At 65.5% G+C, this 23830-nt stretch carries 18 protein-coding genes and 1 pseudogene; 11 read left to right on the top strand and 8 right to left on the bottom strand.

Annotated features, from left to right (window positions below):
- The first annotated feature begins 74 nt into the window (after positions 1 to 74).
- Positions 75 to 1036: pseudogene (locus FDT80_RS07545) on the top strand (IS1595 family transposase).
- Here the strand turns inward: FDT80_RS07545 and FDT80_RS07540 are convergent.
- Complete coding sequence (locus tag FDT80_RS07540) at positions 1033 to 1440, bottom strand: hypothetical protein (RefSeq protein WP_138661564.1); 408 nt, start codon at positions 1438 to 1440, stop codon at positions 1033 to 1035. The pseudogene FDT80_RS07545 and the gene FDT80_RS07540 sit on opposite strands and share 4 nt — an antisense overlap.
- Positions 1441 to 1792: 352 nt before the next feature.
- Here FDT80_RS07540 and FDT80_RS07535 point away from each other — a divergent pair, with 352 nt between their 5' ends.
- Positions 1793 to 2239: a hypothetical protein gene (locus tag FDT80_RS07535; RefSeq protein ID WP_138661563.1), complete on the top strand. Its 447-nt coding sequence runs from the start codon at positions 1793 to 1795 to the stop codon at positions 2237 to 2239.
- Between the two features lie 226 nt (positions 2240 to 2465).
- Here the strand turns inward: FDT80_RS07535 and FDT80_RS07530 are convergent, their stop codons facing one another.
- From FDT80_RS07530 to FDT80_RS07515, 4 genes are all read right to left on the bottom strand, one after another.
- Positions 2466 to 3710 carry an adenylate/guanylate cyclase domain-containing protein gene (locus FDT80_RS07530; RefSeq protein ID WP_246039891.1) on the bottom strand — a complete coding sequence of 415 codons (1245 nt, stop codon included), beginning with the start codon at positions 3708 to 3710 and terminating at the stop codon, positions 2466 to 2468.
- 36 nt (positions 3711 to 3746) lie between these two features.
- Positions 3747 to 5639, bottom strand: coding sequence for a propionyl-CoA synthetase (locus tag FDT80_RS07525; protein WP_138661562.1), 1893 nt, complete (start codon positions 5637 to 5639; stop codon positions 3747 to 3749).
- Positions 5640 to 5744: 105 nt separating this feature from the next.
- Positions 5745 to 8018, bottom strand: coding sequence for an NADP-dependent malic enzyme (locus FDT80_RS07520; protein WP_138661561.1), 2274 nt, complete (start codon positions 8016 to 8018; stop codon positions 5745 to 5747).
- Positions 8019 to 8060: 42 nt separating this feature from the next.
- Positions 8061 to 9107 (bottom strand): glycosyltransferase family 2 protein, encoded by a 1047-nt coding sequence (locus tag FDT80_RS07515; protein WP_170311808.1) that lies wholly within the window; start codon positions 9105 to 9107, stop codon positions 8061 to 8063.
- Between the two features lie 176 nt (positions 9108 to 9283).
- Here FDT80_RS07515 and FDT80_RS07510 point away from each other — a divergent pair, with 176 nt between their 5' ends.
- The 6 genes from FDT80_RS07510 (at position 9284) to FDT80_RS07485 (ending at position 15647) form a co-directional block, all read left to right on the top strand.
- Positions 9284 to 10354: a cupin domain-containing protein gene (locus FDT80_RS07510; RefSeq protein ID WP_425471976.1), complete on the top strand. Its 1071-nt coding sequence runs from the start codon at positions 9284 to 9286 to the stop codon at positions 10352 to 10354.
- A gap of 106 nt (positions 10355 to 10460) precedes the next feature.
- On the top strand, positions 10461 to 10850 hold the full coding sequence (locus FDT80_RS07505; RefSeq protein WP_138661558.1) for a cytidine deaminase: 390 nt from the start codon (positions 10461 to 10463) through the stop codon (positions 10848 to 10850).
- Between the two features lie 5 nt (positions 10851 to 10855).
- Positions 10856 to 12160 carry a thymidine phosphorylase gene (locus tag FDT80_RS07500; protein WP_138661557.1) on the top strand — a complete coding sequence of 435 codons (1305 nt, stop codon included), beginning with the start codon at positions 10856 to 10858 and terminating at the stop codon, positions 12158 to 12160.
- Positions 12160 to 13368: a phosphopentomutase gene (locus tag FDT80_RS07495; RefSeq protein ID WP_138661556.1), complete on the top strand. Its 1209-nt coding sequence runs from the start codon at positions 12160 to 12162 to the stop codon at positions 13366 to 13368. Before FDT80_RS07500 ends, FDT80_RS07495 begins: the two co-directional genes overlap by 1 nt.
- A 156-nt stretch (positions 13369 to 13524) precedes the next feature.
- Positions 13525 to 14157: a uracil phosphoribosyltransferase gene (upp, locus tag FDT80_RS07490; RefSeq protein ID WP_138661555.1), complete on the top strand. Its 633-nt coding sequence runs from the start codon at positions 13525 to 13527 to the stop codon at positions 14155 to 14157.
- A 92-nt stretch (positions 14158 to 14249) separates the two neighbouring features.
- Positions 14250 to 15647: an SPOR domain-containing protein gene (locus FDT80_RS07485; RefSeq protein WP_138661554.1), complete on the top strand. Its 1398-nt coding sequence runs from the start codon at positions 14250 to 14252 to the stop codon at positions 15645 to 15647.
- 146 nt (positions 15648 to 15793) lie between these two features.
- Here FDT80_RS07485 and FDT80_RS07480 read toward each other — a convergent pair whose 3' ends face one another.
- Positions 15794 to 16807 (bottom strand): hypothetical protein, encoded by a 1014-nt coding sequence (locus FDT80_RS07480; RefSeq protein ID WP_138661553.1) that lies wholly within the window; start codon positions 16805 to 16807, stop codon positions 15794 to 15796.
- Between the two features lie 211 nt (positions 16808 to 17018).
- A complete protein-coding gene (locus FDT80_RS07475; protein WP_138661552.1) occupies positions 17019 to 18650 on the bottom strand; it encodes an AMP-binding protein in 1632 nt (543 codons plus the stop codon).
- Between the two features lie 151 nt (positions 18651 to 18801).
- On the opposite strand from FDT80_RS07475, the gene FDT80_RS07470 reads away from it, so the two are divergent.
- The 3 genes from FDT80_RS07470 (at position 18802) to FDT80_RS07460 (ending at position 22887) form a co-directional block, all read left to right on the top strand.
- Positions 18802 to 19449 (top strand): sulfotransferase family 2 domain-containing protein, encoded by a 648-nt coding sequence (locus FDT80_RS07470; protein ID WP_138661551.1) that lies wholly within the window; start codon positions 18802 to 18804, stop codon positions 19447 to 19449.
- 220 nt (positions 19450 to 19669) lie between these two features.
- Positions 19670 to 20350, top strand: coding sequence for a Hint domain-containing protein (locus FDT80_RS07465; RefSeq protein ID WP_138661550.1), 681 nt, complete (start codon positions 19670 to 19672; stop codon positions 20348 to 20350).
- 275 nt (positions 20351 to 20625) lie between these two features.
- Positions 20626 to 22887, top strand: coding sequence for a molybdopterin-dependent oxidoreductase (locus FDT80_RS07460; protein WP_138661549.1), 2262 nt, complete (start codon positions 20626 to 20628; stop codon positions 22885 to 22887).
- 50 nt (positions 22888 to 22937) lie between these two features.
- Here FDT80_RS07460 and FDT80_RS07455 read toward each other — a convergent pair whose 3' ends face one another.
- A complete protein-coding gene (locus FDT80_RS07455; RefSeq protein WP_138661548.1) occupies positions 22938 to 23813 on the bottom strand; it encodes a LysR family transcriptional regulator in 876 nt (291 codons plus the stop codon).
- Positions 23814 to 23830 lie beyond the last annotated feature (17 nt).

The following is a 23830-nucleotide window of genomic DNA, read 5'->3' as shown; positions in this document are numbered from 1 at the left end:
AACGTGCTATAGCACTTGACTTGATGCGTCAATATCATCATATATGGTGCACAAGCACAGGATATGATTATAACATGGCACAGCACTTTCTTCTTTCAGCGGCATCACGCACCCTCAGCCTTCGCAGCATCTACAAAGCAGGCGAAGCGGCGGCGCATGAGACGTTCTGCAAGATGCGCTGGCCTGAGACAGACGGCGAAGCGGTTTGCCCCGTATGCTCCAGCCATGAGACGTACAAGATCACCACGCGCCGCAAGTTCAAGTGCAAGAACTGCCACCACCAGTTTAGCGTCACGTCCGGTACAATCTTTGCATCACGCAAGATGGACTTCGTTGATCTGCTGGCCGCGATCTGCCTGATTGTGAACGCATCCAAGGGCATGAGCATGGTGCAGCTTTCCCGCGATATCGACTGCCAGTACAAGACAGCCTTCGTGCTGGCCCACAAGCTGCGTGAGGCGATTGCGAGTGAGGTCCAGACGGGCGAAGTGCTGGAAGGCCATGTTGAGATTGACGGCGCTTATTTTGGGGGCCACATCCGCCCGCACAACCAGAAGGCCAAGCGCGTTGATCGCCGCCTGAAAGAGCACCAGACAGGCACACGCCGCGTTGTGATCGCCATGCGTGAGCGTAAGGGCCGCACACTGCCCTTCGTTGCCCTGAATGAAGGCGAAGGCGTAGCACTGGCAAACGAGAATGTATCTCGCATGGCAACCATGTCAGCGGATGAAGCAAGCCATTGGGACGTGCTGCACATGGGCTACCACGTTGACCGCGTGAACCACTCAGAGATTTACAGCGACCACGGCAAGCACACCAACATGGTGGAAAGCTTCTTCTCTCGTCTGCGCAACATGATCCAAGGTCAGCACCACGGCGTATCCCCAAGTACCTGCACCAGTATGCGAACCACTCCGCATGGTTGGAAGACAACCGCCGCACCGACAACGGCACGCTGGCGCAGATCGTTGTGTCTAACGCGATGGAAGCGCCTGTTTCGCGCGACTGGAAGGGGTACTGGCAGCGGGAGGCTTAAGCTGCAAGTTGCCACAAACATCCATCTGGCCCAAAGTCCTGCACTACATGCCCATCTTTCTGCGCCCTCTGGATCGCGTCACGCACCCGCTTTAGCACATCGGCGTGGATATCATCGTCCCAGCCCTTAGCCGCCATGATCTGCGCGGCTATCGCCTCATCATCCGCCGGGGCAATCCGTAGCGCATTGATGATGGTCAGCTTCAACTCATTGCGCCCGAATAGCTGCTTGTACTTGCCGCGCGCTGGTATCGCCTTGGGGTCGTCCTCATAGCCGCACAGCACCAGGGCGCGGTCTATGGCCTCCAGATCGGCCTTGAGTGCGTCAGCGGCCTTGAGCGCAACCTTGTGCTGGCCTGCTATCTCACCGCGTTTCTTGATCAGTCCGAATATTGTATGTTCCATGCGTGGAATCTAGCTGATATTGTTGAGTAAATCTTGGTGCGTTTGATACATAAGACCGCGGTCGCCGAGGATCCGGACATTCATGCACGGCGCAGCATTCGGTAGCTTGGGCTCGATCCCGACCTTCGCTGCACGTTGCCTGAAGGTCGGCTCTGGGCCGTTAGCGGTTTCCGCCGCAAGGGGCTGGAACCGAGCCTCCGGTACGCAGAGCGCAAAAGTCTTGTGTGCAGGACGAAGTGAGCTTTCGCCGCGTTTGCGCCAATGGCTGCTTTGATTATGATTTGACGGTCGATCTCGTTACCACCTATTTTGCAAATTCTGCTTTAATTGAAATGTGAGAGTGGTCCCCAACATGGCAAAGCACAACAGCAGGAGGAGACCCCATCTTTGGGAAAAGGAGATTGCACTGCTGATCAAACAGTCATTGCTGTACATCTCAGGTGGTGAGGTTTCAGACGACGTCCTATCTGAGGCAAAATACCATCGGCAGAAACCATCTTTCAGGACACCATTTTATCTTCGCCAATACGGAGGAAAGAGCTTTCTCGATCAAATTGTCGTCGAGTTTTCTCCAAAAGACGATTTGTTCGAACGCCGCGCCGGACTGAATATCAGCGTCAGAGATCTAGAAGGTGACAATCTTCGGTCAAAAATTGCAGAAAATCTACTTGAGTCCGGATTTTCTCCGGTTGGTGCGCTCGACAATGGCTTCATAGCGTACACCGATGGCAAATCTGACCTAGAAGTGTTCATCCACCAGACTGAAGAAGACGCAACCGTGAGCATACGCAAATTATAGCGGGCAATCCAAACCTGACGTTCGCGCACAAGCGCAGCATCCGTCACTCCGGGCTCGAACCGGACATTGGAACGCGCTGGATTGACCGCCAAAAACTGATTGTCCGCTTGTAGGGCGAAGCTCACCGAGACGAAATGCAGGTATCCCCGAACGAGCAACGGGCGGCGGGAAATCGTACCGCGCGTGTCCGGCATCCCGGAACGGCTCCGCCGTCGGGGGGATATTGCTACGTGTCGCGATCCTGCACGAGCGTGAAGAGTTCCTGGCGCGCCGCGACGCCGCGCAGCTTGTACTGCCCCAGCGACACGATATCGTCGCGCAGGGGCCGAACGGCATCGGCCACGGGGGCCGATAAGACCATGTGCTCGTCCACCATGTTGCTCATCGCCGTGATCCGCGCCGCGGTGTTGACCGCGGGGCCGATGACGGTGAAGTCCAGCCGGTTCGGCCCGCCGACGTTGCCATACAGCACATCGCCCGCGTGCAGCCCGAGGTGAAACCCGGTTGTCGCCGCCCCCCTGGCGGTGCGCGCGGCGCTAAGTGCGCTGATGTCGTCGCGCAGCCGAGCGGCGGCAGCCACGGCCTTGGCCGCGGCGTCCTTGTCCGCATCCAGATTGAAAATCGCGAGAAGCCCGTCCCCCATGAACTTGAGGACCTGTCCGCCGTGCGCTTCGATCACCGACACGGCGACGTCGAAATAATCGTTCAGAAGGTCGATGATCTGTGGCCCCGGCAACCGCTCTGCCAGCTTGGTAAAGCCCTGCAGGTCAAAGCAGCAGATGACGGCGTTGATGACCTCGCAGGAGCCGCGCCGGATGTCGCCCGACAGCACCCTGTTGCCGACGTCCTGCCCAAGATAGGTCGCCAGAAGGTCGTGCGCCATTTGCCGCGACGAAGAGGTCTTGAGCGCCAGCGCCAGGGGCGGCGTCGCATCGCGCAGCACGGCGAGATCCGCGTCGCTGAAGCCGGCCGGCGCATCGGTGGCCCATGAAATCAAGAACCCTTCGGGCGGATCGTTGGGATCCACGGCCAGCGAACCGGTGCGCTTGGTGAAGGTGATCTTGGCGGCGAGGTAATCGGTCGCGCCGCGCGCGCGCAGGTCTTCGAGAAAGGGAAAGCGGCTGGGTGCGGGGTGATCGCACAGGCGTTCGCGCAGTTCGGCGCAGTCGCTTTCTAGCAGGTGATAGAGCGGGCTTTGCACCCATTGGGCGACCGGTGTCGCGGTATGGGCGAATTGATCGCGCCCGACGCTGGCGTCCCGTACCCAGTTGAACCCGAGGCCGCCGATTTCCGGATGATAGGCCCGCAAGGCAATATGCAGCCGAAAGAGCGGCACGCCGAGCCCGATCAGCCGTTCGCAATACCCCTCCAGCAGATCGGCCACCTCGGTGCCATCCAGACCCTGCTGGATCACCCAATCGGCCAGGCCGCCTTGGGTGTCGGGTGGAGCCTGCGTCGGGGGATGTGTCACTGTGATTCCCTTGCGTGCGGCGGTGCGTGTTCGAGGTCAGGCCCTGGCGTATCCGATTGCTTGCAGCGCGTCGCGGATTTCATCCAGAATGGCGGGGTCGTCGATCGTGGCGGGCAGTTTGAAATCCTCGCCGTCGGCGATCTTGACCATCGTCGCGCGCAGGATCTTTCCCGACCGGGTTTTCGGCAACCGGTCCACGACCAGCGCCAGCTTGAAGGCGGCGACGGGCCCGATCTTGTCGCGCACCAGCTTGACGCATTCCGCGGTGATGTCGTCATGCGGGCGGTTCACGCCCTTGGTCAGGCAGACAAAACCGACCGGAGCCTGCCCCTTGAGCGCATCCGATACGCCGACCACCGCGCATTCGGCCACGTCCGGATGGCCGGCCAGCACTTCTTCCATGGCGCCGGTGGACAGGCGGTGGCCCGCTACGTTGATCACGTCATCGGTGCGCGCCATGATATAAAGGTAGCCGTCGGCGTCGATCATGCCCGCATCGCCGGTTTCGTAATAGCCCGGAAAGGTCGTGAGATAGCTTTTGCGGAACCGGTCGTCGGCGTTCCACAGCGTCGGCAGGGTGCCCGGCGGCAGGGGAAGCTTGATCGCGATCGCGCCCAGTTCGCCCGGCTTTTGCGGATGGCCCGCCTCGTCGAGGATCTGCACGTCGTAGCCGGGCATCGCGACCGTGGGCGACCCGATCTTGACCGGCAGCGCCTCGAGGCCGGCGGGATTGCCCGCGATGGTCCAGCCGGTTTCGGTCTGCCACCAGTGATCGTAGACTGGCACGCCCAGCACCTTTTGCGCCCATTCGATCGTGTCGGGATCGGCGCGTTCACCGGCAAGATACAGCGCGCGCAGGCACGATAAGTCGTATTTGGCGATCTCCTCGCCCTTGGGGTCCTCGCGCTTGACCGCGCGGATGGCGGTCGGCGCGGTGAAGAAGCTGCGCACGTTATGCTCGGCGATCACCCGCCAGAACGTGCCCGCATCGGGTGTGCCGACGGGCTTGCCCTCGAATACGATGGTGGTGTTGCCGTGCACCAGCGGGCCATAGCAGATATAGCTGTGCCCCACGACCCAGCCGACGTCGGACGCGGCCCAGAACACATCGCCGGGATCGACGTCGTAGATGTTCTTCATCGTCCAGTTCAGCGCGACAAGGTGTCCGGCGGTGGCGCGCACGACGCCCTTGGGCGCGCCCGTGGTGCCGGAGGTGTAAAGGATATAGGCCGGGTGCATCCCTTCGACGGGTACGCATTCCGCCGGGGCGACGCCGTCCTGCGCGGCGTGCCAGTCGTGATCGCGACCGGGGATAAGGTCGGCCTCGAGCTGCGCGCGTTGCAGGATCAGGCAGACATCGGGTTTGTGCGCGGCCATCTCGATGGCGGCATCCAGAAGCGGCTTGTAGGCGACGACGCGCCCCGGCTCCAGCCCGCATGACGCGGCGAGGATCGCCTTGGGCGTGCAGTCGTTGATCCGCACGGCAAGCTCGTTGGCGGCAAAACCGCCGAAGACGACCGAATGCACCGCGCCGATCCGCGCGCAGGCCAGCATCGCTTCCAGCGCCTCGGGCACCATCGGCATGTAGATGATCACGCGATCGCCCTTGGTGATGCCCTGCGCGACCAGTGCCCCGGCAAGCGACGCGACGCGGGTTTGCAGCTCGGCATAGCTCAGCTTGGACTGGGTTCCGGTGATCGGGCTGTCATGGATGATGGCGGTGCGGTCGCCGTGGCCTGCCGCCACATGCCGGTCCACGGCATTGTAGCAGCCGTTGACCATCGCATCGGCGTACCACTCGTAATGCCCCGCGCCATCGTGGCTGAGCGCGCGGGTCGGTGCGCGGTCCCAGTCGATTGCCTGCGCGGCCTCACGCCAGAACCCTTCGGGATCCGACAGGCTGGCCTTGTAAATTTCCGAATACCCCATGGCGGCGCTCCTCCCTCGTGATGTCGTTTTGATACGCCCAAGCCGCCCTGTTGGGCAAGTGTGCGCGCGCGCTTGGCGTCAGCCCCCGGACCCCGTCTCCGCGCCCTAGCCGTAATCGGCGACGGGGGTGCCGGCGATGGCGCTCATGTTCAGCAATCCGCGCGCGGTAATCGACGGGGTGACGATATGCGCGCGGTTGCCCATGCCCATCAGGATCGGCCCGACCTCGAGCCCGCCGCCCTTCATCTTCAGGATATTGCGCACGCCGCTTGCGGCATCCGCATGGGCAAAGACCAGAACGTTCGCGGCCCCCTCCATCCGGTTGCCGGGCAGAAGACGGCCGCGCAGTTCCGGGTCGAGGGCCGCGTCGATGTTCATCTCGCCCTCGTAGCAGAAACCGTGGCCCTGCTCGTCCAGAATCGCCAGTGCCTCGCGCAGGCGTTCGCCCGATCCGCCGGACTGGTTGCCGAACTGGCTTTGGCTGCACAGCGCGATCTTGGGCTCGATCCCGAACCGGCGCACATGGCGTGCGGCGCCCACCGCGATTTCGGCCAGTTGCGCGGGCGACGGGCGTGAATGGACATGCGTGTCGGCAATGAACAGCGGCCCGTCTTCGAGGATCATCAGTGACATCGATCCGACCGGATGCAGCGCCTTGGTGCCCAGCACCTGCTGGATATAGTTCAGGTGCCAGCGGTATTCGCCGAAGGTGCCGCAAATCAGGCTGTCGGCTTCCTCGCGGTGGACCATGACCGCGCCGATGGCGGTTGTGTTGGTCCGCATGATCGCGCGGGCGATGTCGGGCGACACGCCGCGCCGGGCCATCAGTTCGTGATAGGTTTCCCAGTAGTCGCGGTAACGTGGGTCGTTTTCGGGGTTCACCAGATCGACGTCGCGGCCCAGGCGGATGGTCAGGCCCGCCCGCTCGATCCGCCGTTCGATCACGTCGGGGCGACCGATCAGGATGGGCCGTTCGGTGGTCTCCTCGAGGACCGCCTGCGCCGCGCGCAGCACGCGCTCGTCCTCGCCCTCGGCAAAGACAAGGCGGCGCGGCGCGGTGCGCGCGGCCTGGAACACCGGGCGCATCAGCAAGGCCGATTTGAACACCGAACCGTCAAGCTTGTGGCGGTAGGCATCGAGATCGTCGATGGGCCGTGTCGCCACGCCGGTCTCCATCGCCGCCTTCGCCACGGCGGAGCTGACGACGCCCACCAGCCGGGGATCGAAGGGCTTGGGGATCAGGTAGTCGGCGCCGAAGGTCAACTGTTCGCCCTGGTAGGCGGCTGCCGCCTCGGCGCTGGTGGTGGCGCGCGCCAGCGCCGCGATACCGTCGATGCAGGCCAGCTCCATCTCGTCGTTGATGGTGGTGGCCCCGACGTCGAGCGCGCCGCGAAAGATGAAGGGAAAGCACAGGACATTGTTGACCTGATTGGGAAAATCGCTGCGCCCGGTGGCGATGATCGCGTCGGGGGCCACCTCGCGCGCGAGATCGGGCAGGATCTCGGGCGTCGGGTTCGCCAGCGCAAAGATGATCGGGCGCTTGGCCATCCGCTTGACCATCTCGGGCTTGAGCACGCCGGGGCCCGACAGGCCCAGAAACAGATCCGCGTCGTCGATCACGTCGTCCAGCGTGCGCAGATCCGTCTTTTGCGCGAACTCCGATTTGATCGGGTTCATGTCGATTTCGCGGCCCTCGTGGACCAGCCCGTTGATGTCGCACAGCCAGACGTTTTCGCGCCGCACGCCCATCTTGAGCAGCATGTTGAGACAGGCGATGCCTGCGGCGCCGCCCCCGGTCGAGACGATCTTGATGTCCTCGAAGGATTTGTTCGCCACGAAGAGCGCGTTCTTGACCGCCGCGCCCACCACGATGGCGGTGCCGTGCTGATCGTCGTGGAACACGGGAATGTTCATGCGCTCGCGGCAGATACGTTCCACGGTAAAACAGTCGGGCGCCTTGATGTCCTCGAGGTTGATCGCACCGAAGGTCGGTTCAAGCGCGCAGACAAGCTCGGCCAGCTTTTCGGGGTCGGATTGGTCCAGCTCGATGTCGAAGCAGTCGATGCCGGCGAATTTCTTGAACAGGACGGCCTTGCCTTCCATCACCGGTTTGGATGCAAGCGCCCCGATATTGCCGAGGCCCAGCACCGCGCTGCCATTGGTCACGACGCCCACCAGGTTGCCGCGGCTGGTATAGCGCGAGGCGGTGGCGGGGTCTTGCTTGATCTCGAGGCAGGCCTCGGCCACGCCCGGCGAATACGCGCGCGCCAGATCGCGGCCATTGGCCAGCGGCTTGGTCGCGCGGATTTCCAGTTTTCCGGGCTTGGGGAACTCGTGATAGTCTAGCGCCGCCTGACGCTGGGTGGGTTGGTCGGTCATGTGGTTCTCCTCCCGAAGGTAGTTTAGTGCTAAACTATTTTTTCAGTCCGTGGAATAGGGTGTGTCGGACGATGGCGCCGGCGCGCTGTCGGGCGGGGGCGCGACGAGGAAGCCGCGCGCGATCAGATCGTCGAAGCCCTGGTAGCGGACACTGGTTTCACGGTGAAATTCGATCACCCCCCGATCGCGGAACCGCGCGGCGCGCAGGGCATATTCGTCGGTGTCGAACCTGTCGTGATCCGCCCGGTGCAGATCGCGGGCCACGTAATCTCCGGTGAATTTATAGTGCCGCAGCAGGCAGGTGAAATCGGCGCAATGCAGGGGGCGGCTGACGTGGGGATGCTCGCCGGGGATGACATCGGCGGTGTGGCGAAACAGCGGGTGCTTTGTCAGGCAGCAGGTTTCGCCGAACACGGCCGCGCGGATGCCGCCGAACATGAAATTGGTCCGGCGGCTGGCGCGTGTGTTTTGCGCCATGAAATAGCTGAAGCCGATGTCGGGATCGTCGTATTCCTTGTGGACGATGGACGCCAGATCGAACCGGTCCATCCGGTCGACCGCCGCCTTGAAATCGATCCCGGGCGGCAGATCGGCGAAACGGCGGGGAAAGAAATCGAGCATCTGCGCGATCACGCCGGTGGCGCCCTGCGCATTCAGGTTGCGCAGGAACATGCGCAGCGGGACGGTGGCGGCGCGGGGGTATTCGAACAATTCGTCCACATCCACCATCAGGTTCCAGCCACCGCGCGTATAAAGCGTGTTGGCGTAGTAGCGGATGCAGGGCTCCAGCCTGGAAAAATCGGCCGAGCAGGACGCCACGATTGTGTCGGGCGACGCCTTGGCGATGTCGAGCGTGGTGTCGCGCGACAGGTTGTCGACGATCACGAACTTATTGAACCCCAGGCCGCGGTGCCAGTCGAGGAAATAGGGCAGGTGATACGCACCGTCCTTGACGACCACCACCACCACCGCGTCATCATCCGCCAGATCGAAGCGGCGCGGCCCTGCGATATGCCGGAAACTGGCACGGGCGCGGGCGTGGCGCCAGGATCGCCCGATCCTGGCCTGGAGGCGCGATAGAAGTTTCATGCGGCGTGTCTTTTGTTCCCCGGTCTGTCGGTCACTATCCCGAGGATCGGACGCGGCGTCAAATGCCATTCCGGCGCGGTCCGCGACTTTGCCAGGCGCGTCTTGCGCCGGGGCGCGCAACAGAACACTATGCGGTGCAATGACGGGGGGAGGGCCCGAGTTTGGCCGAGACACAGATGGAAATGCGCCTGCCGACGCAAGAGCTGCGCGACGATATTCCGTTCTACACCAAGGTGTTGGGGATGCGGATGGACAGCATCTATCCGGCCGACGACCCCACGGTCGCGGTGTTTTCCGGTCACGGGCTGCGTCTTCGGATCGAAAAGGGCGCGACCGAGGCACCGGGTACGCTGCGCGTTCTCGTGGAGGACCCCGACAGCTTTGCCGAAGGGCGGCGCGCCTTGACCGCGCCCAACGGCACCCGCATCGAAATCGAGCCCCTGCACGCGCCCGTCGTCATGCCCCGGACGGTGCACAGTTTCGTCGTGCGGCGGCTCGCCGACCAGGCGCCCTGGATCATCGGGCGCGCGGGGATGCATTACCGCGACCTGATCCCCGACCGGCTGGGCGGGTCGATCATCGCCAGCCATATCCGCATCCCCGACGGCGGACCGGTGCCCGACATGGTGCATTATCACACCGTCGGGTTTCAGTTGATCTTTTGCTATCGGGGCTGGGTCGATCTGGTCTACGAGGACCAGGGCGAGCCGTTCCGCCTGCACGCGGGCAACTGCGTGATCCAGCCGCCCGAGATCCGGCACAGGGTGCTTTATGCCTCAGACAATATCGAGGTGATCGAGATCGGCGTTCCGGCCGAGCATGTGACCACGATCGACCACGAGATGGCGCTGCCCAACGGCCCGGCCAATCCCGACCGCGTGTTCCAGGGTCAGCGGTTCGTGCATCACAAGGCCGACACCGCCACATGGGCGCCGTTCCGGGTGCCGGGGTTTCAAAGCCGCGACACCACCATCGCGGAGCATACGCGGAATGTCGCGGGTGTGCATGTGGTGCGCCGCGCCGATGCCCCGACCGATTGGACCGCGCATGACGGCGACATCCTGTTCACCTTCGTGATGGACGGCACCCTCGTGCTGGAGGGCGAGGGCCGCGATCCGCATGCGCTGGCGCCGGGCGATGCCTTTGTCATTCCGCCGGGTATGCGCACCCGCTATGCGCAGGCCAGCGACGATCTGGAACTGCTGGAAGTGTCGCTGCCGGGGGTTTTCGAGACGCGCGTCGGCTAGGCCCCGCGCGATGCGGCTGACGGTGCGGCAGGCAGGCCAATGGCTTGCAATGGGTGTGCCGGGTCGCCAAAACTGACGGCCTCATGGAAACGAAAGGGCGGATCACATGTCACTGAAGGAAGCGGCCACTGCCGTGCGCGAAAATGCTTATGCCCGGTATTCGGGGTTCAAGGTGGGGGCCGCGTTGCGCGGGGCGTCGGGGGCGGTCTATGCCGGGTGCAACGTCGAAAACGTGGCCTATCCCGAAGGCACCTGCGCCGAGGCGGGCGCGATTGCCGCGATGGTCGCGGCCGGCGAGACGGCGCTGACCGAAGTCTATGTGATCGCGGGCAGCCCGATGCCGGTGTCGCCCTGCGGCGGCTGCCGCCAGAAACTGGCCGAATTCGGCGCGGGCGACGTGGTCGTGACGATGGCCACCACCGGCGGCGTCGAGGAGCGCGCGACGCTGGACGAATTGCTGCCCGGCGCGTTCGGCACGGACCACATGGCCAAATGAGCGAGATGACCGCCCGATCCATTCTGGCCCGGCTGCGCCGGCACCAGCCCCTGCGCGAAGAAGACCTTGCTTGGATGGCGCGGGGGCTTGCCGATCTGAGCGTCAGCGACGCCCAGGCCGGGGCCTTTGCGATGGCTGTCTGCATGGGGGGCCTGGGCGATGCGGGTCGCGTGGCGCTGACGCTGGCGATGCGCGACAGCGGCGATGTCCTGCATTGGGATCTGGATGGTCCGGTGCTCGACAAGCATTCGACCGGGGGCGTGGGCGATTGCGTGAGCCTCGTGCTGGCGCCGGCGCTTGCGGCCTGTGGCGCGTATGTGCCGATGATCTCGGGCCGGGGGTTGGGCCATACCGGCGGGACGCTCGACAAGCTGGAGGCGATTCCGGGGCTGGCCACGCAATTGGACGAGGCGCGGTTTCGCGATGTGGTCGGGCGCGTCGGGTGCGCCATCGTGAGTGCCACGGGCGATATCGCCCCCGCCGATCGCCGTCTGTACGCGGTGCGCGACGTGACGGCGACGGTCGAAAGCCTCGATCTGATCACGGCGTCGATCCTGTCGAAGAAGCTGGCCGCCGGGTTGGACGGGCTGGTGCTGGACGTCAAGGTCGGCTCGGGCGCGTTCATGAAGGACATGGCGGCGGCGCGCGATCTGGCGCAAGCGCTGGTGCAGACGGCCAATGCCGCGGGCTGCCGGACCCGTGCGGTGATCAGCGACATGAACCAGCCGCTGGCCCCGAGCCTTGGCAATGCGCTGGAGGTGGCGGAGGCGATGCGCGTGCTGACCGGTGCCGCTGACGGCCCGCTGTTGGAGATGTCGGCGGTCTTGGGCGGCGTGTTGCTGGCCGACGCGGGACTGGCGCAGGACGCGACCGCCGGAGAGGCCGCGATCCGGGCGGCCGTGGCCGGGGGGGGCGCCGCGGAGCGGTTCGGCCGCATGGTGGCCGCGATGGGCGGGCCGGTGAAATTCGTGGACGACTGGTCGCGTTTTCTGCCCGAAGCGACGGTGATCCGCGAAGTGGCCGCGCCACGGGCGGGATATGTCAACGCCATCGACGGCGAGGCGCTGGGCCTTGGGGTCGTGTCGCTGGGCGGCGGACGCGAGGTCGAGGGGGCCGAGATCGACCCCGCCGTGGGGCTGGCGCAGGTGGCCCGGTTGGGCGCCTGGGTGGACAAGGGGCAGCCGCTGGCAGTGGTCCATGCCAGCCGTCCCGATGCGGCGGACCATGCCGTGGCGGCAGTGCGCGCCGCGATGACCCAGGGCGCGGAAGCGGTGCAGGTGCCCGCTCTGGTGCACGAGAGGATGGGCTGATGGCGCGTGCGTTTCTGGTGGTGATGGACAGTGTGGGCATCGGCGGTGCGCCCGACGCGGACAGGTATTTCAACGGCGACCTGCCCGACAGCGGCGCCAATACGGTGGCGCATATCGCGCAGGTCTGCGCGCGCGGCGCTGCGGACGAGGGGCGCAAGGGCCCGCTGCATTTGCCGCATCTGGATGCGCTGGGCCTGGGAGCGGCGATCGCGCTGGCCAGCGGATCGCAGGCGCCGGGCCTCGGGGCCACGCCGCGGGGCACATGGGGGGCCGCCACCGAAGTGTCGCAGGGCAAGGACACCCCGTCCGGGCATTGGGAACTGGCCGGGCTGCCGGTGCCGTGGGAGTGGCATTATTTCCCCGACGAGACGCCGGCCTTTCCCGACGACCTGGTGGCGCATGTCTGCGCCGCGGCCGGAACCGAGGGTATTCTGGGCAATTGCCATGCGCCCGGCACGGCGATCATCGACCGTCTGGGGGCGGAGCATCAGCGCACCGGCTGGCCGATTTGCTACACTTCCGCCGACAGCGTGTTCCAGATCGCGGCGCATGAAGACAGCTTTGGCCTCGACCGGTTGCTGGCCCTGTGCGAGGCCATCGCGCCCTATCTGCACGCGATGAAGGTGGGCCGGGTGATCGCGCGCCCCTTCGTCGGCGAGGCCGCGACCGGGTTCACCCGCACCGCCAACCGCCGCGACTATGCTATTGTGCCGCCCGCGCCGGTACTGACCAACTGGGTTCACGACAGCGGGGGCCATGTCCATGCGGTGGGCAAGATCGGCGACATCTTTTCGATGCAGGGCATCGACGATCTGCGCAAGGGGCCGGACGCGCAGTTGATGGAGCATCTGGACGACCTGGTGGACAGTGCCGGGGACGGCAGTCTGACCTTTGCCAATTTCGTGGAGTTCGACAGCCTCTATGGTCACCGCCGTGACGTGTCGGGTTATGCCCGGCAGCTTGAGTGGTTCGATGCCCGGATCGGCGGGATCATCGCCCGACTGCGCCCGGACGACATGCTGGTATTGACGGCCGATCATGGCAACGACCCCACCTGGCGCGGCACGGATCATACCCGCGAACGGGTGCCGGTGCTGATCGCGGGGCGGGGCGAGGAGGCGCTTGGGCTGATCGGGTTCGTCGATGTGGCGCGGATCGTGGCCGCGCATCTGGGGGTTGCGGTGCCGGGCGCCGCGGCGGAGGACTGACGCCTGCGGCGCGCAAAGAGGGGGCGCTGCCCCCGGCCCCCCTGCGGGTGCCTCCCCCGGGATATTTCCGAACAAAAGAAGCGGGAGGTCGGGTTGCGGTGGGACGCGGAACGCGGCTAAACCCGACGCACATCTTTCCGAGGGAGGCCCTGGCCCATGTCCGATCATCTGACCGTCGTCGATCACCCGCTGGTGCAGCATAAACTGACCCTCATGCGCGAGCGCGAGACGTCGACCGCCGTGTTCCGGCAGCTGTTGCGCGAGATCAGCCAGTTGCTGGCCTATGAGGTGACGCGCGGTCTGCCGATGACCAGCAAGGTGATCGAAACCCCGATGGAGGAGATGGACGCGCCGGTGCTTGCGGGCAAGAAGCTGGCGCTGATCTCGATCCTGCGGGCGGGCAACGGGCTTTTGGACGGTGTGCTGGAGTTGATCCCCTCGGCGCGGGTCGGGTTCGTCGGGCTTTACCGGGACGAAAAGACGCTGCAGCCGGTGCAGTATTACTTCAAGGTGCCCGAAGCGCTGGAGGATCGGCTGGTGATCGCGGTGGATCCGATGCTGGCGACGGGCAATTCGTCGGTGGCGGCGATTGATCTGCTGAAACGGGCGGGGGCGAACAACATCCGCTTTTTGTGTCTGCTGGCGGCGCCGGAGGGCGTTGCGCGCATGAAAGAGGCGCACCCCGATGTGCCCATCGTGACGGCGGCCGTGGATAAGTGTCTGAACGACGACGGCTATATCGTGCCCGGGCTCGGCGATGCCGGGGACCGGATGTTCGGGACCAAGTAAAGCCCGTGTTTTTTGTGGGTTCGGGGCGGTGTTGCGCTTTACTCGCCTAGCGGTTTGAGGCATCGTTGCCCCCATATCTTGTGGGGGCAGTGATGAAACTTACCAGAATTATCGCCATCGCCGTGATCGCCGCGTCCTTCGGCGTCGGGTCGGGCATGGGTCAGGCGCAACAGTTGAGCCGTGTCGAGGCTCCGGCGGAATTTCCCCCCAGCAGCTACAAGGGCAAACAATATGTCGACAGCCGCGGGTGCGTGTTCATCCGCGCCGGCATCGATGGCAACGTGACCTGGGTGCCGCGCGTCGCGCGGGACCGCAAGATGGTCTGCGGCTTTCAGCCGACGTTGGGCGGCACGCAAGTTGCCGAGGCCGAGCTGACGCCGGCCCCGGAGACGCCGCCGAAACAGATCACACCGGCCCCGGCTGCCAAGCCCGCGGCCACGCCGGCACGCGTCGCGGCCCCCAAGCCGGTCAAGCGGAAAGTCGCGAGCCCTGCACCGGTTCGCGCCCGGACGCCCGTGCCGAAGCCGGCAGTGGCCCCCGCGCCGCCGGTGATTGCGGCCGCGCCGGCGCGCCGGTCCGCGTGTCCCGCCGCGTCGCCGCTGAGCCAGCGCTATATCAACAGCGGTCGGGAGCATCCCGTGCGGTGCGGCCCGCAGGACGCGTCGATCATCGGCGCGCGCACTGCGGCGGCACCGGGGGCACCGGCGACAGGGTCGTCAGCGCGCACGGCGACGACGGGTGGCCGTGTGATGCCCGGCGGTATCGTGATCGCCGATACGGCGCCGGTCGACGGGTTTGTGGCGGTGACGGGCGGCATGAAATCCGGCACACGGATCGTGCCCAAGCATGTCTATCAGAACCGCATCAACACCCGGAACGGGCCGATCCCCAAGGGCTATCAACCCGCCTGGGAGGATGATCGGCTCAATCCCAGACGGGCCGAGCAAACCCTGACGGGCCATTTCAGATCGCAGCTTGTCTGGACCGAGACGGTGCCGCGCCGCTTGATCAACGGGACGAACGGGCGCGACGTGACGGCGCAGGTGCCGCTGGTCTATCCCTATACCGATGTGATGACGCAAAGGCGTGAGTTGGGCGAGGTGACGCTGGGTCGGCGGGATGGCCGGTTGGTCAAGCGGATCGTCCGCAATCCCGGATCGCGGGCGCCGGTGTATTCCAGCCGTTCCGCCACCGCGCCGAACCCGCCTGCCGCCAAAGCCCGCGCCGAGGTGCGCCCCGCGGGGCAGGCCGTCGCGGCGGGCGCGGGGCGCTTCGTGCAGGTCGGCACATTCGGCCAGGCGGCGAACGCACAGGCCACGGCGCGCCGGATGCAGGCGCTGGGGCTTCCGGTGCGGATGGGGCAATACACCAGGTCGGGCAAAAGCTATCGCATCGTGCTGGCCGGGCCCTTTGCCACCGACGGCGATATCCGGACCGCGCTGGGACGGGTCCGTGGTGCGGGTTTCGGGGATGCGTTCGTGCGCCGCTAGGCGGCGCAGGTTTCAAACCGTATGTTGCTTGGGTTGCGCGGCGCCGGGGCGCCCGCAGCCACGGTGATGTCGCGCACCGTCGCCGCGATGTCTGACCCCCGGCATGGGACGTCCCCGCCCGCGTTTGCGGGTCGGATGCGCCCGGATCACCCGCCGCAGATGGATTGCAGCCGGAGCCAGTTGCCGTCGGTGAGCAGGGGATCGGGCTGTTGTCCCGCCATCGGGTCGCCTTCGATCAGGGGCAGAACGGTTTCGCCGGTGATGTCGCGCGCGTCGGCATAGGGGCGCGCGCGCAGCTTTGCGGCGGCGAAATTGGCCAGCATGGGTTCGGCCTCGGGGTCAGGGCGCGGCGCTTTCAGCAGGTCTTCGGCATAGGCGTCCAGCGTCGGCTGCGGCAGATCGCCGGTGGTGAGTAGGCGGAAGCTGGCGAAAAGCCCCATGTGCCGCAGCATCGCGCGCAATGGATCATCGCCTTGCGCCAGCGTCGCCTCTGCCAGCGCATAGCCGGCGGCGACGTCGGGTTCCTCGTAGTCTTCGACCAGCGCGCGGTTCAGGATGATCCGCCGGTCGGGAAGATGAAGGCTGGTGGTGACGCCGCCCGGAAGGATCTGAATCGTGCCGGTCCCAAGCCGCCGTGACAGGTTCGCCAGGGCCCGCTGGCCCGCGGGATCGGCGCAGGCGGGGCCCGACAGCCGTTCGATACGTGCCAGAAGTGCGTCGGAAATCGCCACGCGTTTGACCTGCGGCACGACCGTTACGGAATGTTCGATAAGCGCGCCGGGCAGCCAGAACACCGCCAGCGCCGCGACCGCGGTGACCGATACCAACGCGCCGACCCAGCGCAATCGCCCCGGACGGGGGCGCGCGCGGTTGACGGCGCGGCGCAGGGTCTCGATGGCGTCGATCATCTGGGCCTCGTCTTCGGCCAGTTCCAGCGTTTCGCCGGTATCGCCATCGGGATAGAAGATCGCCGGGCGTTCGCCCGGATTGGCGCGTTCCACCGCCGCCAGCGACCAATGGGTGATCGCCTGTTCCTTGAAATCGCTGATCATCAGGGTCGCATCGCCGATCGAGACGACGACCTCGCGGCGTTGGTCGTCAGGCGTGGCACGCCACAGCGCGCTCGCTTCGAGGCGATCATATTTGGTCAGGGCCGTCATGGGGCGGGTGTGCTGCTCTTTTCAATGCGTGGCGGCACCTTAGCATGTGCTGTGGGTGCGGCAATGGGCGACGCGCACAGGGTTTCGGTTCAGCCGCATGCGGGCGATTCCCGCGCCGCGGGGCGGTCGCACCCCGCCCCTTGGCACCGGCAGTGCCGCGCGGTGCGCCACATGATACGCCGCGCGGTCCGTCAGGTGTGCCAGCTCCGGGCTAGCCGAGGGTGGCGGCGATCTTCCGCAGTTCGAATTTCTGGATTTTCCCGGTCGATGTCTTGGGCAATTCCTGGAACACCACGCGTTTGGGCGTCTTGAAGCCCGCCAGCGTCTCGCGGCAATAGGCGATCAGCGCGGCCTCGTCCGGGCTGGCCCCGTCCTTGAGTTCGACAAAGGCGCAGGGCACTTCGCCCCACGTGTCATCCGGCTTGGCGACCACCGCGGCCAGCATCACGTCCGGGTGGCCCATCAGCACGCCCTCGACCTCGACGGAGGAGATGTTCTCGCCGCCTGAAATGATGATGTCCTTGGCGCGGTCGGCGATCTGAATGTAGGTGTCCGGGTGCTGGACCGCGATGTCGCCGGAATGGAAATAGCCCCCTTCGAAGGCCGCGCGGGTGGCTTCGGGGTTCTTGTAGTAGCCCTTCATCACCGCATTGCCGCGGATCATGATCTCGCCCTGGGTCTTGCCGTCCATCGGGACCTGCGCCATGTCGGCATCCATCACCGTGATATGTTCCATCATCGGCATCGCCACGCCCTGTTGCGCCTTGACCGCCGCGCGGCCGGCATTGTCCAATTCGCCCCAGTCGTCCTCGCGCCAGACGCATTCGGTAACATGGCCGTAGGTTTCGGTCAGGCCATAGACGTGGGTGACGTTGAACCCCAGCGCCTCGATCTTGGTCAGGGTGGCGGGCGCGGGCGGCGCGCCGGCGGTAAAGACCTCGACCGTGTGGTCGAACGCGCGGCGTTGGTCGGGCTTGGCGTTGACCAGCATGTTGAGCACGATGGGGGCGCCGCCGAAATGCGTCACGCCTTCGTCGGCGATGGCGTCATAGATCGCGGGGGCCGTGATGTCGCGGCAGCACACCAGCGTGCCGCCCAGCACCGGCATCAGCCATGTGTGGTTCCAGCCGTTGCAGTGAAACAGCGGCACGATGGTCAGGTACACCGGATAAAGCACCATGCGCCAGCTTATCACGGTGCCCATCGTCATCAGGTAGGCGCCGCGGTGGTGGCAGACCACGCCCTTGGGGCGCCCCGTCGTGCCGGACGTGTAATTGAGCGACAGGCTTTCCCATTCGTCCTCCGGCATGATCCAGTCGAACGCGGGATCCGCCCCGGCAAGCAGGTCTTCGTAGATGGTATGGCGGCCCGTGGCGGGAAAACCGCCGTGCGGGTCCGCGACTTCGATGATAGCGGGTTTCGGGCCGTCGATGCGGGCGACCGCGTCCTCGGCCATGTCCGTGAACTGCGGATCGACCAGCAGCACCTTGGCTGCGCCGTGTTCAAGGATATAGGCGACCGTACCGGCATCAAGCCGGGTATTGATGGTATTCAGGACGGCGCCGCAGGCCGGCACGCCGAAATGCGCTTCGGCCTGTGCGGGAAGGTTCGGAAGGATGGTGGCCACGACGTCGCCGGGGGTCACGCCAAGCTGGGCCAGACCGGAGGCCAGCCGGGTGCAGCGGTCGTGATACTGCGCATAGGTGACACGATGGTCGCCATAGACGACGGCCGTGCGCCCGGCGAACACGGTCGCGGCGCGTCGCAGATGCGACAGCGGGGTCAGGGGCACATAGTTGGCCTTGCACATCTCCAGTCCGGTTTCATCCTGCATCCAGCCCATCAGCCGTCCTCCGCTCGGGGTGTCGTCGCCGCGCGGTCGGTGTCACCTTCCGCATCGAAAGGCTAGGGCAGATGGGGGCGGAATGAAAAGAAAAACCAGCGTGCGACGGGCTTTGCTTGGCAAGGGACCCGCGCCGCGCTTTAGTGGCGCCATGATCATCAGCCCCGGCCGCCGCTATATCTTTGTCCATATCCCCAAGACTGGCGGCACATCGCTGGCGCGGGCGCTTGAAGGGCGGGCGATGAAGGATGACATCCTTGTGGGCGATACGCCCAAGGCGAGGCGGCGGCGTGGCCGGGTTCGGGGGGTCACGGCGGCGGGCCGGCTCTGGAAGCACTCCACCCTTGCCGATATCGACGGGCTGGTCAGCCCCGAGGACATGGCTGGAATGTTCTGCTTTACGCTGGTGCGCAATCCCTGGGACCGGGTGGTCAGCTATTATCACTGGCTGCGCGATCAGCGTTTCGACCACCCGGCGGTCACCCTGGCGCGGGCGCTGCCGTTCGATGGGTTCCTGCGCGATCCGCAGACGCAAGCCAGCCTGCGCGCCGCGCCCGCCGCATCCTACATGCGTGACGCGGGGGGCGTTGACCGGGCGGCGGCCTATGTCCGGATCGAGGCGTTCGCCCGAGATGCGCGTGCGCTGTTCGATCATCTGGGGTTCGACCTGACACCGGGGCGCGAAAACGCGTCGGACCGCGTGGCGGACTATCGCGGTTATTACGACCCGTCGCTGCGTCAGATCGTGGCCGAGACCTGCGCCGAAGACATCGCGCGGTTCGGGTATCGGTTCGACTGACCCCGGCGGGCGCATGTCTCAGCCGGGGATGAGGATACCGCACAGGGTTGTCGCCAAATTTGCCTAAATTCCGGTGTGTCCCCGGTCATTGTGCCCTCTGGCCGCAACAGTGCCCGATTTTCGCCCCTTTTCCGACCAAGGTGCGTCACGCGAATCGCAGAATCAGAAACAGACAGCTCAACCGCCCGCTGCCACGGGCTTGCACCATGGGGATGGACAAATGCTGATGAACTGGACCTCGAAAGTCGCCGGAATGACGCGACGGGCACCGGAAGTTTCCGCAGCGGTGGATGGCGGATTGATCGCCCAGACACACGGGCTGCTTGCGGGCACGCGGGTCGCCTCGAACCTGGGCTGGCGCGCGGTGGACAAGATCGCGGTGGGTGACGAGGTTCTGACCTTTGACAACGCGATGCAGCGCGTGGCCGAAGTGCACCGCAGCGTGATCTGGCCGCAGGCCCGCGCCACGCCCGCGCAGTTGTGGCCCGTCGTGGTGCCGCAGGGGGCGATGGGCAATCGTTGCGAGATCACGCTGCTGCCCGATCAGGGCGTCATGGTCGACTGCGATGCCGCGCAGGACATGCAGGGCGACCCGTTCGCGGTGGTTCCCGCGCAGGCCTTGGAGGGCTTGCACGGGATCCACCGCCAGCCGGTCGAGACGCCGGTGGAACTGATCACGCTTTTCTTCGAGAGCGAGGAAGTGATCTATGCCGAAGGCGGGTTGCTGGTGCATTGCCCACGGACCTTCGTGTCGCTGGACGACATGCTTGCGCCGGCGACCCCGGTCTATGACGTGCTGACCGGGCGCGATGCCGCGTTCCTGGTCGACTGTCTGGACATGGAGGCGCAAATCGTGGCCTCGGGCGGGTATCAGGCGGCGCAGGCCAACGCGGCCTGCTGAGCGCAGGAGGGCGCGCGCGGGACCCAGGAGTGCCACGCCTGCGAGGCATGATTGCCGGGTCCGGCGACCGACGCGGTGCCCCGAAAGGTCATCCGGCCCCCACGCCGGCCGAGATGGGCCGCACCGGCGGTTGGCCCGCGATCGGCTTGGCCATGTACGCAATGCGCCTTCGGCACGGCTTGACGCGTCGCCCGATTGCGTGACTTTGTGTGCAGGCCGTGGTAGCGACACAGGCACCGCAGGGTGCCGCCGCGCCGGACAGGGAGGAAGGGCAAATGGCCGATGTGTCTTCGAAGTCGACCAAGGTCACCTCGAGCCATTGGGGCGCTTTCGAGGTCGATGTCGAAAACGACCGGATTGTCGCAACCCGTCCCTTTTCCCAAGATCCCAACCCGCCGCGCATTTCCGCCATTCTGCCCGCGGCGGTGCACCACCATACCCGCGTGACCCGACCCGCCATCCGGCGCGGCTGGCTGCATGGACGCCACCGCGAGGGGCGGGGCAGCGACACATTCGTTGAACTTGGCTGGGATGAAGCGCTTGATATCGCGGCCCAGGAGATCGACCGCGTGCGCCGTGATCACGGCAACGGCGCGATTTTCGGCGGCTCCTACGGCTGGGGGTCAGCAGGGCGGTTCCACCATGCCCAAAGCCAGGTGCACAGGTTCCTCAACAGTATCGGCGGCTATGTCGCGTCATTCGGCAGCTATTCGACCGGCTGCGCGCAGTCGATCATGCCGCATGTCTTTGGCGTGAATTTCCTGTCGCTGCTCTACGAGCATCAGGACGGATGGCAGACGATTCATGACCACACCAAAACCCTGGTGATGTTCGGGGGGATAAACCCCAAGAACTCTCAGGTCAGCATGGGCGGGATCACCGAGCACGAGACGGCCAACTGGTTCGATCGCTTCGCCGCCAAGAACATGCGCTGCATCAATATCGGCCCGCAGCGCACGGATGCCCCCGGGGGATGCGAATGGCTGCCGGTGCGGCCCGGGTCCGATACCGCCCTGATGCTGGCGCTGGCGCATGTGCTGGAACACGAGGACCTGACGGATCGCACCTTTCTTGCCCGCCACACCACGGGCTTCGCGCGCTTTCGGCCCTACCTCATGGGCGAGACGGATGGCATTGCGAAAAGCCCGGAGTGGGCGGCGCCGCTTTGTGGCGTCGAGGCCGGTGCGATCCGCGATCTGGCGCGGCGAATGGCCTCGACCCGCACGCTGATCACCGTCGCGTGGTCCCTGCAACGCGCCGAACATGGCGAGCAGCCCTACTGGATGTCGGCCGTGCTTGCCGCGATGCTTGGTCAGATCGGCTGCCCCGGCGGCGGTGTCGGCTATGGCTACGGCGCGATCGGCGGTGTCGGCAAGTCGCTGATCGGCCTGCGCGGCATGACGTTTCCCCAGCTGACGAACCCGGTCGAGGCGACCATTCCGGTGGCGCGGATTGCCGACATGCTGCGCAAGCCGGGCGAAGCGTATGATTTCAACGGGCGGCGCACGCCCTATCCCGATATCCGGCTGATTTACTGGGCGGGGGGCAACCCGTTTCACCACCATCAGGATCTGAATGCCCTGCACGAGGCCTGGCAAAAGCCCGAGACCATCATCGTGAACGAACCGTGGTGGACAGCCACGGCCAAGCGCGCCGATATCGTGTTCCCGGCGACGACCCCCTTCGAGCGCGAGGACATCGGCCGGACCAACCTTGACGATTATCTGTTCCACATGCCGCGGCTGATCCCGCCGCAGGGCGAGGCGCGCGACGACTACGCGATCTTTGCCGACCTTGCAGAGCGGCTTGGCGCTGGCGAGCAATTTACCGAAGGCAAAAGCGCCGAGGCGTGGATTGCGCAGCTTTACGGCGAATACCGCGACCTGGCCGCGGACGCCGGGGTCGAGGTGCCCGATCTCGACACGCTGAAAGACCGCAACTGGATGCGCCTGCCGATCCAGGCAAAGGGTCCGAACCGCACGTTCTTTGCCCCCTTCCGCGAGGATCCGGAGGCCTTTCCACTGGGGACACCGTCGGGCCGGATCGAGATTTTCTCGGAAACGGTGGATGGCTTTGGCTATGACGATTGCCCCGGTCATCCGGTCTGGCTGCCGCCTTCGGAGTGGCTTGGGACAGCGACAGGGGCCGCGCCGCTGCACCTTGTGTCGCCGCAACCCGGCGACAAGCTTCACAGTCAGCTGGAAAGCGCCCTTGCCGATGTTGAGGGCGCGCGCCCCGAGACCCTGGTCCTTCATCCCGTGGATGCGGCGGCGCGCGGCATCGGCACCGGCGATCTGCTTCGGGTCTTCAACAGCCGTGGCGCCTGTCGGGCGCGTGCCCTGGTGTCGGATGACATAACCCCCGGCGTCGTGGCCCTGCCGACCGGCGCCTGGTTCGGCGACCCGGGAAGCAACATCGACCCGCATGGCAATCCCAATGTGCTGACCCTCGATGTCGGTACGTCGCGGCTTGGGCAGGGGTGCAGCGCGCATACGGCCCTGGTCGACGTGGCGAAGCTTGTGACGCACGCGGACTGACGGCGGACCGGTCGCGCGGGCCATGACCCGACTGCGTGTCCGACCGGTGCTCAGGCCGCCTGCCGTTGCAGCAGGTCCGCAAGGGCAGGATGCGGGAATTTTCGCGGCAGGGTGACCGCGAAGAACGGTTCGGTCAGACCCAGATCGAACGGCGCGGTTGCCAGGCTGCCGCTGGCGATTTCGTCGGCAACCACCACCGTCGGCGCGATCGCAAGGCCAGCGCCTTCTCTGGCCAGCAGCCGGACCATCGCCATATCGTCGACATTCGCCACGATGCGCGGTTCGATCCCCATGGCGGCGATCAGATTTTCGAACCCTGCGCGGATCACGCTTTCGGTCGGCAGGATCAAAGGCTCATGTTCGAGAAGCCCGGCAAGGGTGTCATGGCGCAGGTATTGCGGTTTGCCGTGAACAAGGACGGGTTGTTCGGCGATCCGCTGCGCGGCGAAACGGGCGGTCAATCCGCCATGTGGGACTTCGGTGGTCAGAACGACATCGAGCGCAAGCGCTTCGAGGTCTTCCAACAGCGTCTTGGTGTTGCCGGATCTCAGGGTGATGGTGCTGGCGCCGTCCGTCAGAAGCGGGCGCAGGAACTGCAATTGGAAGTTGCGTGACAGCGTGGACAGCGCGCCGATGCGCAGGGGCGAGCGAAGGGTGCCGCTGTGTTGCAAGGTTGCCAGCAATTCATCGCCCGCACCGAATATCCGATCCGCATGATCGAGCGCGATGCGCCCCGCTTCGGTCAGGACCAGCGTGCGCCCGACACGTTCGAACAGATCGAAGCCAAGGCGGTCTTCGAGGTGGCGGATCTGAACGGACAAGGCGGATTGCGAGACATTCAGGCGGTCGGCGGCGCGCCCCAGATGCCCTTCGATGGCAACTTCGCGAAAGTAGCGCAGGTGATGGTAATTGAGACGGGAGTTCATTCTGTTTTATAGAACGA

The organism is Sulfitobacter sabulilitoris (assembly GCF_005887615.1).
Classification (GTDB): domain Bacteria; phylum Pseudomonadota; class Alphaproteobacteria; order Rhodobacterales; family Rhodobacteraceae; genus Sulfitobacter_E; species Sulfitobacter_E sabulilitoris.
Note: the sequence above shows the minus strand (reverse complement) of the source record. Positions and strands in the feature narration are given on the sequence as shown.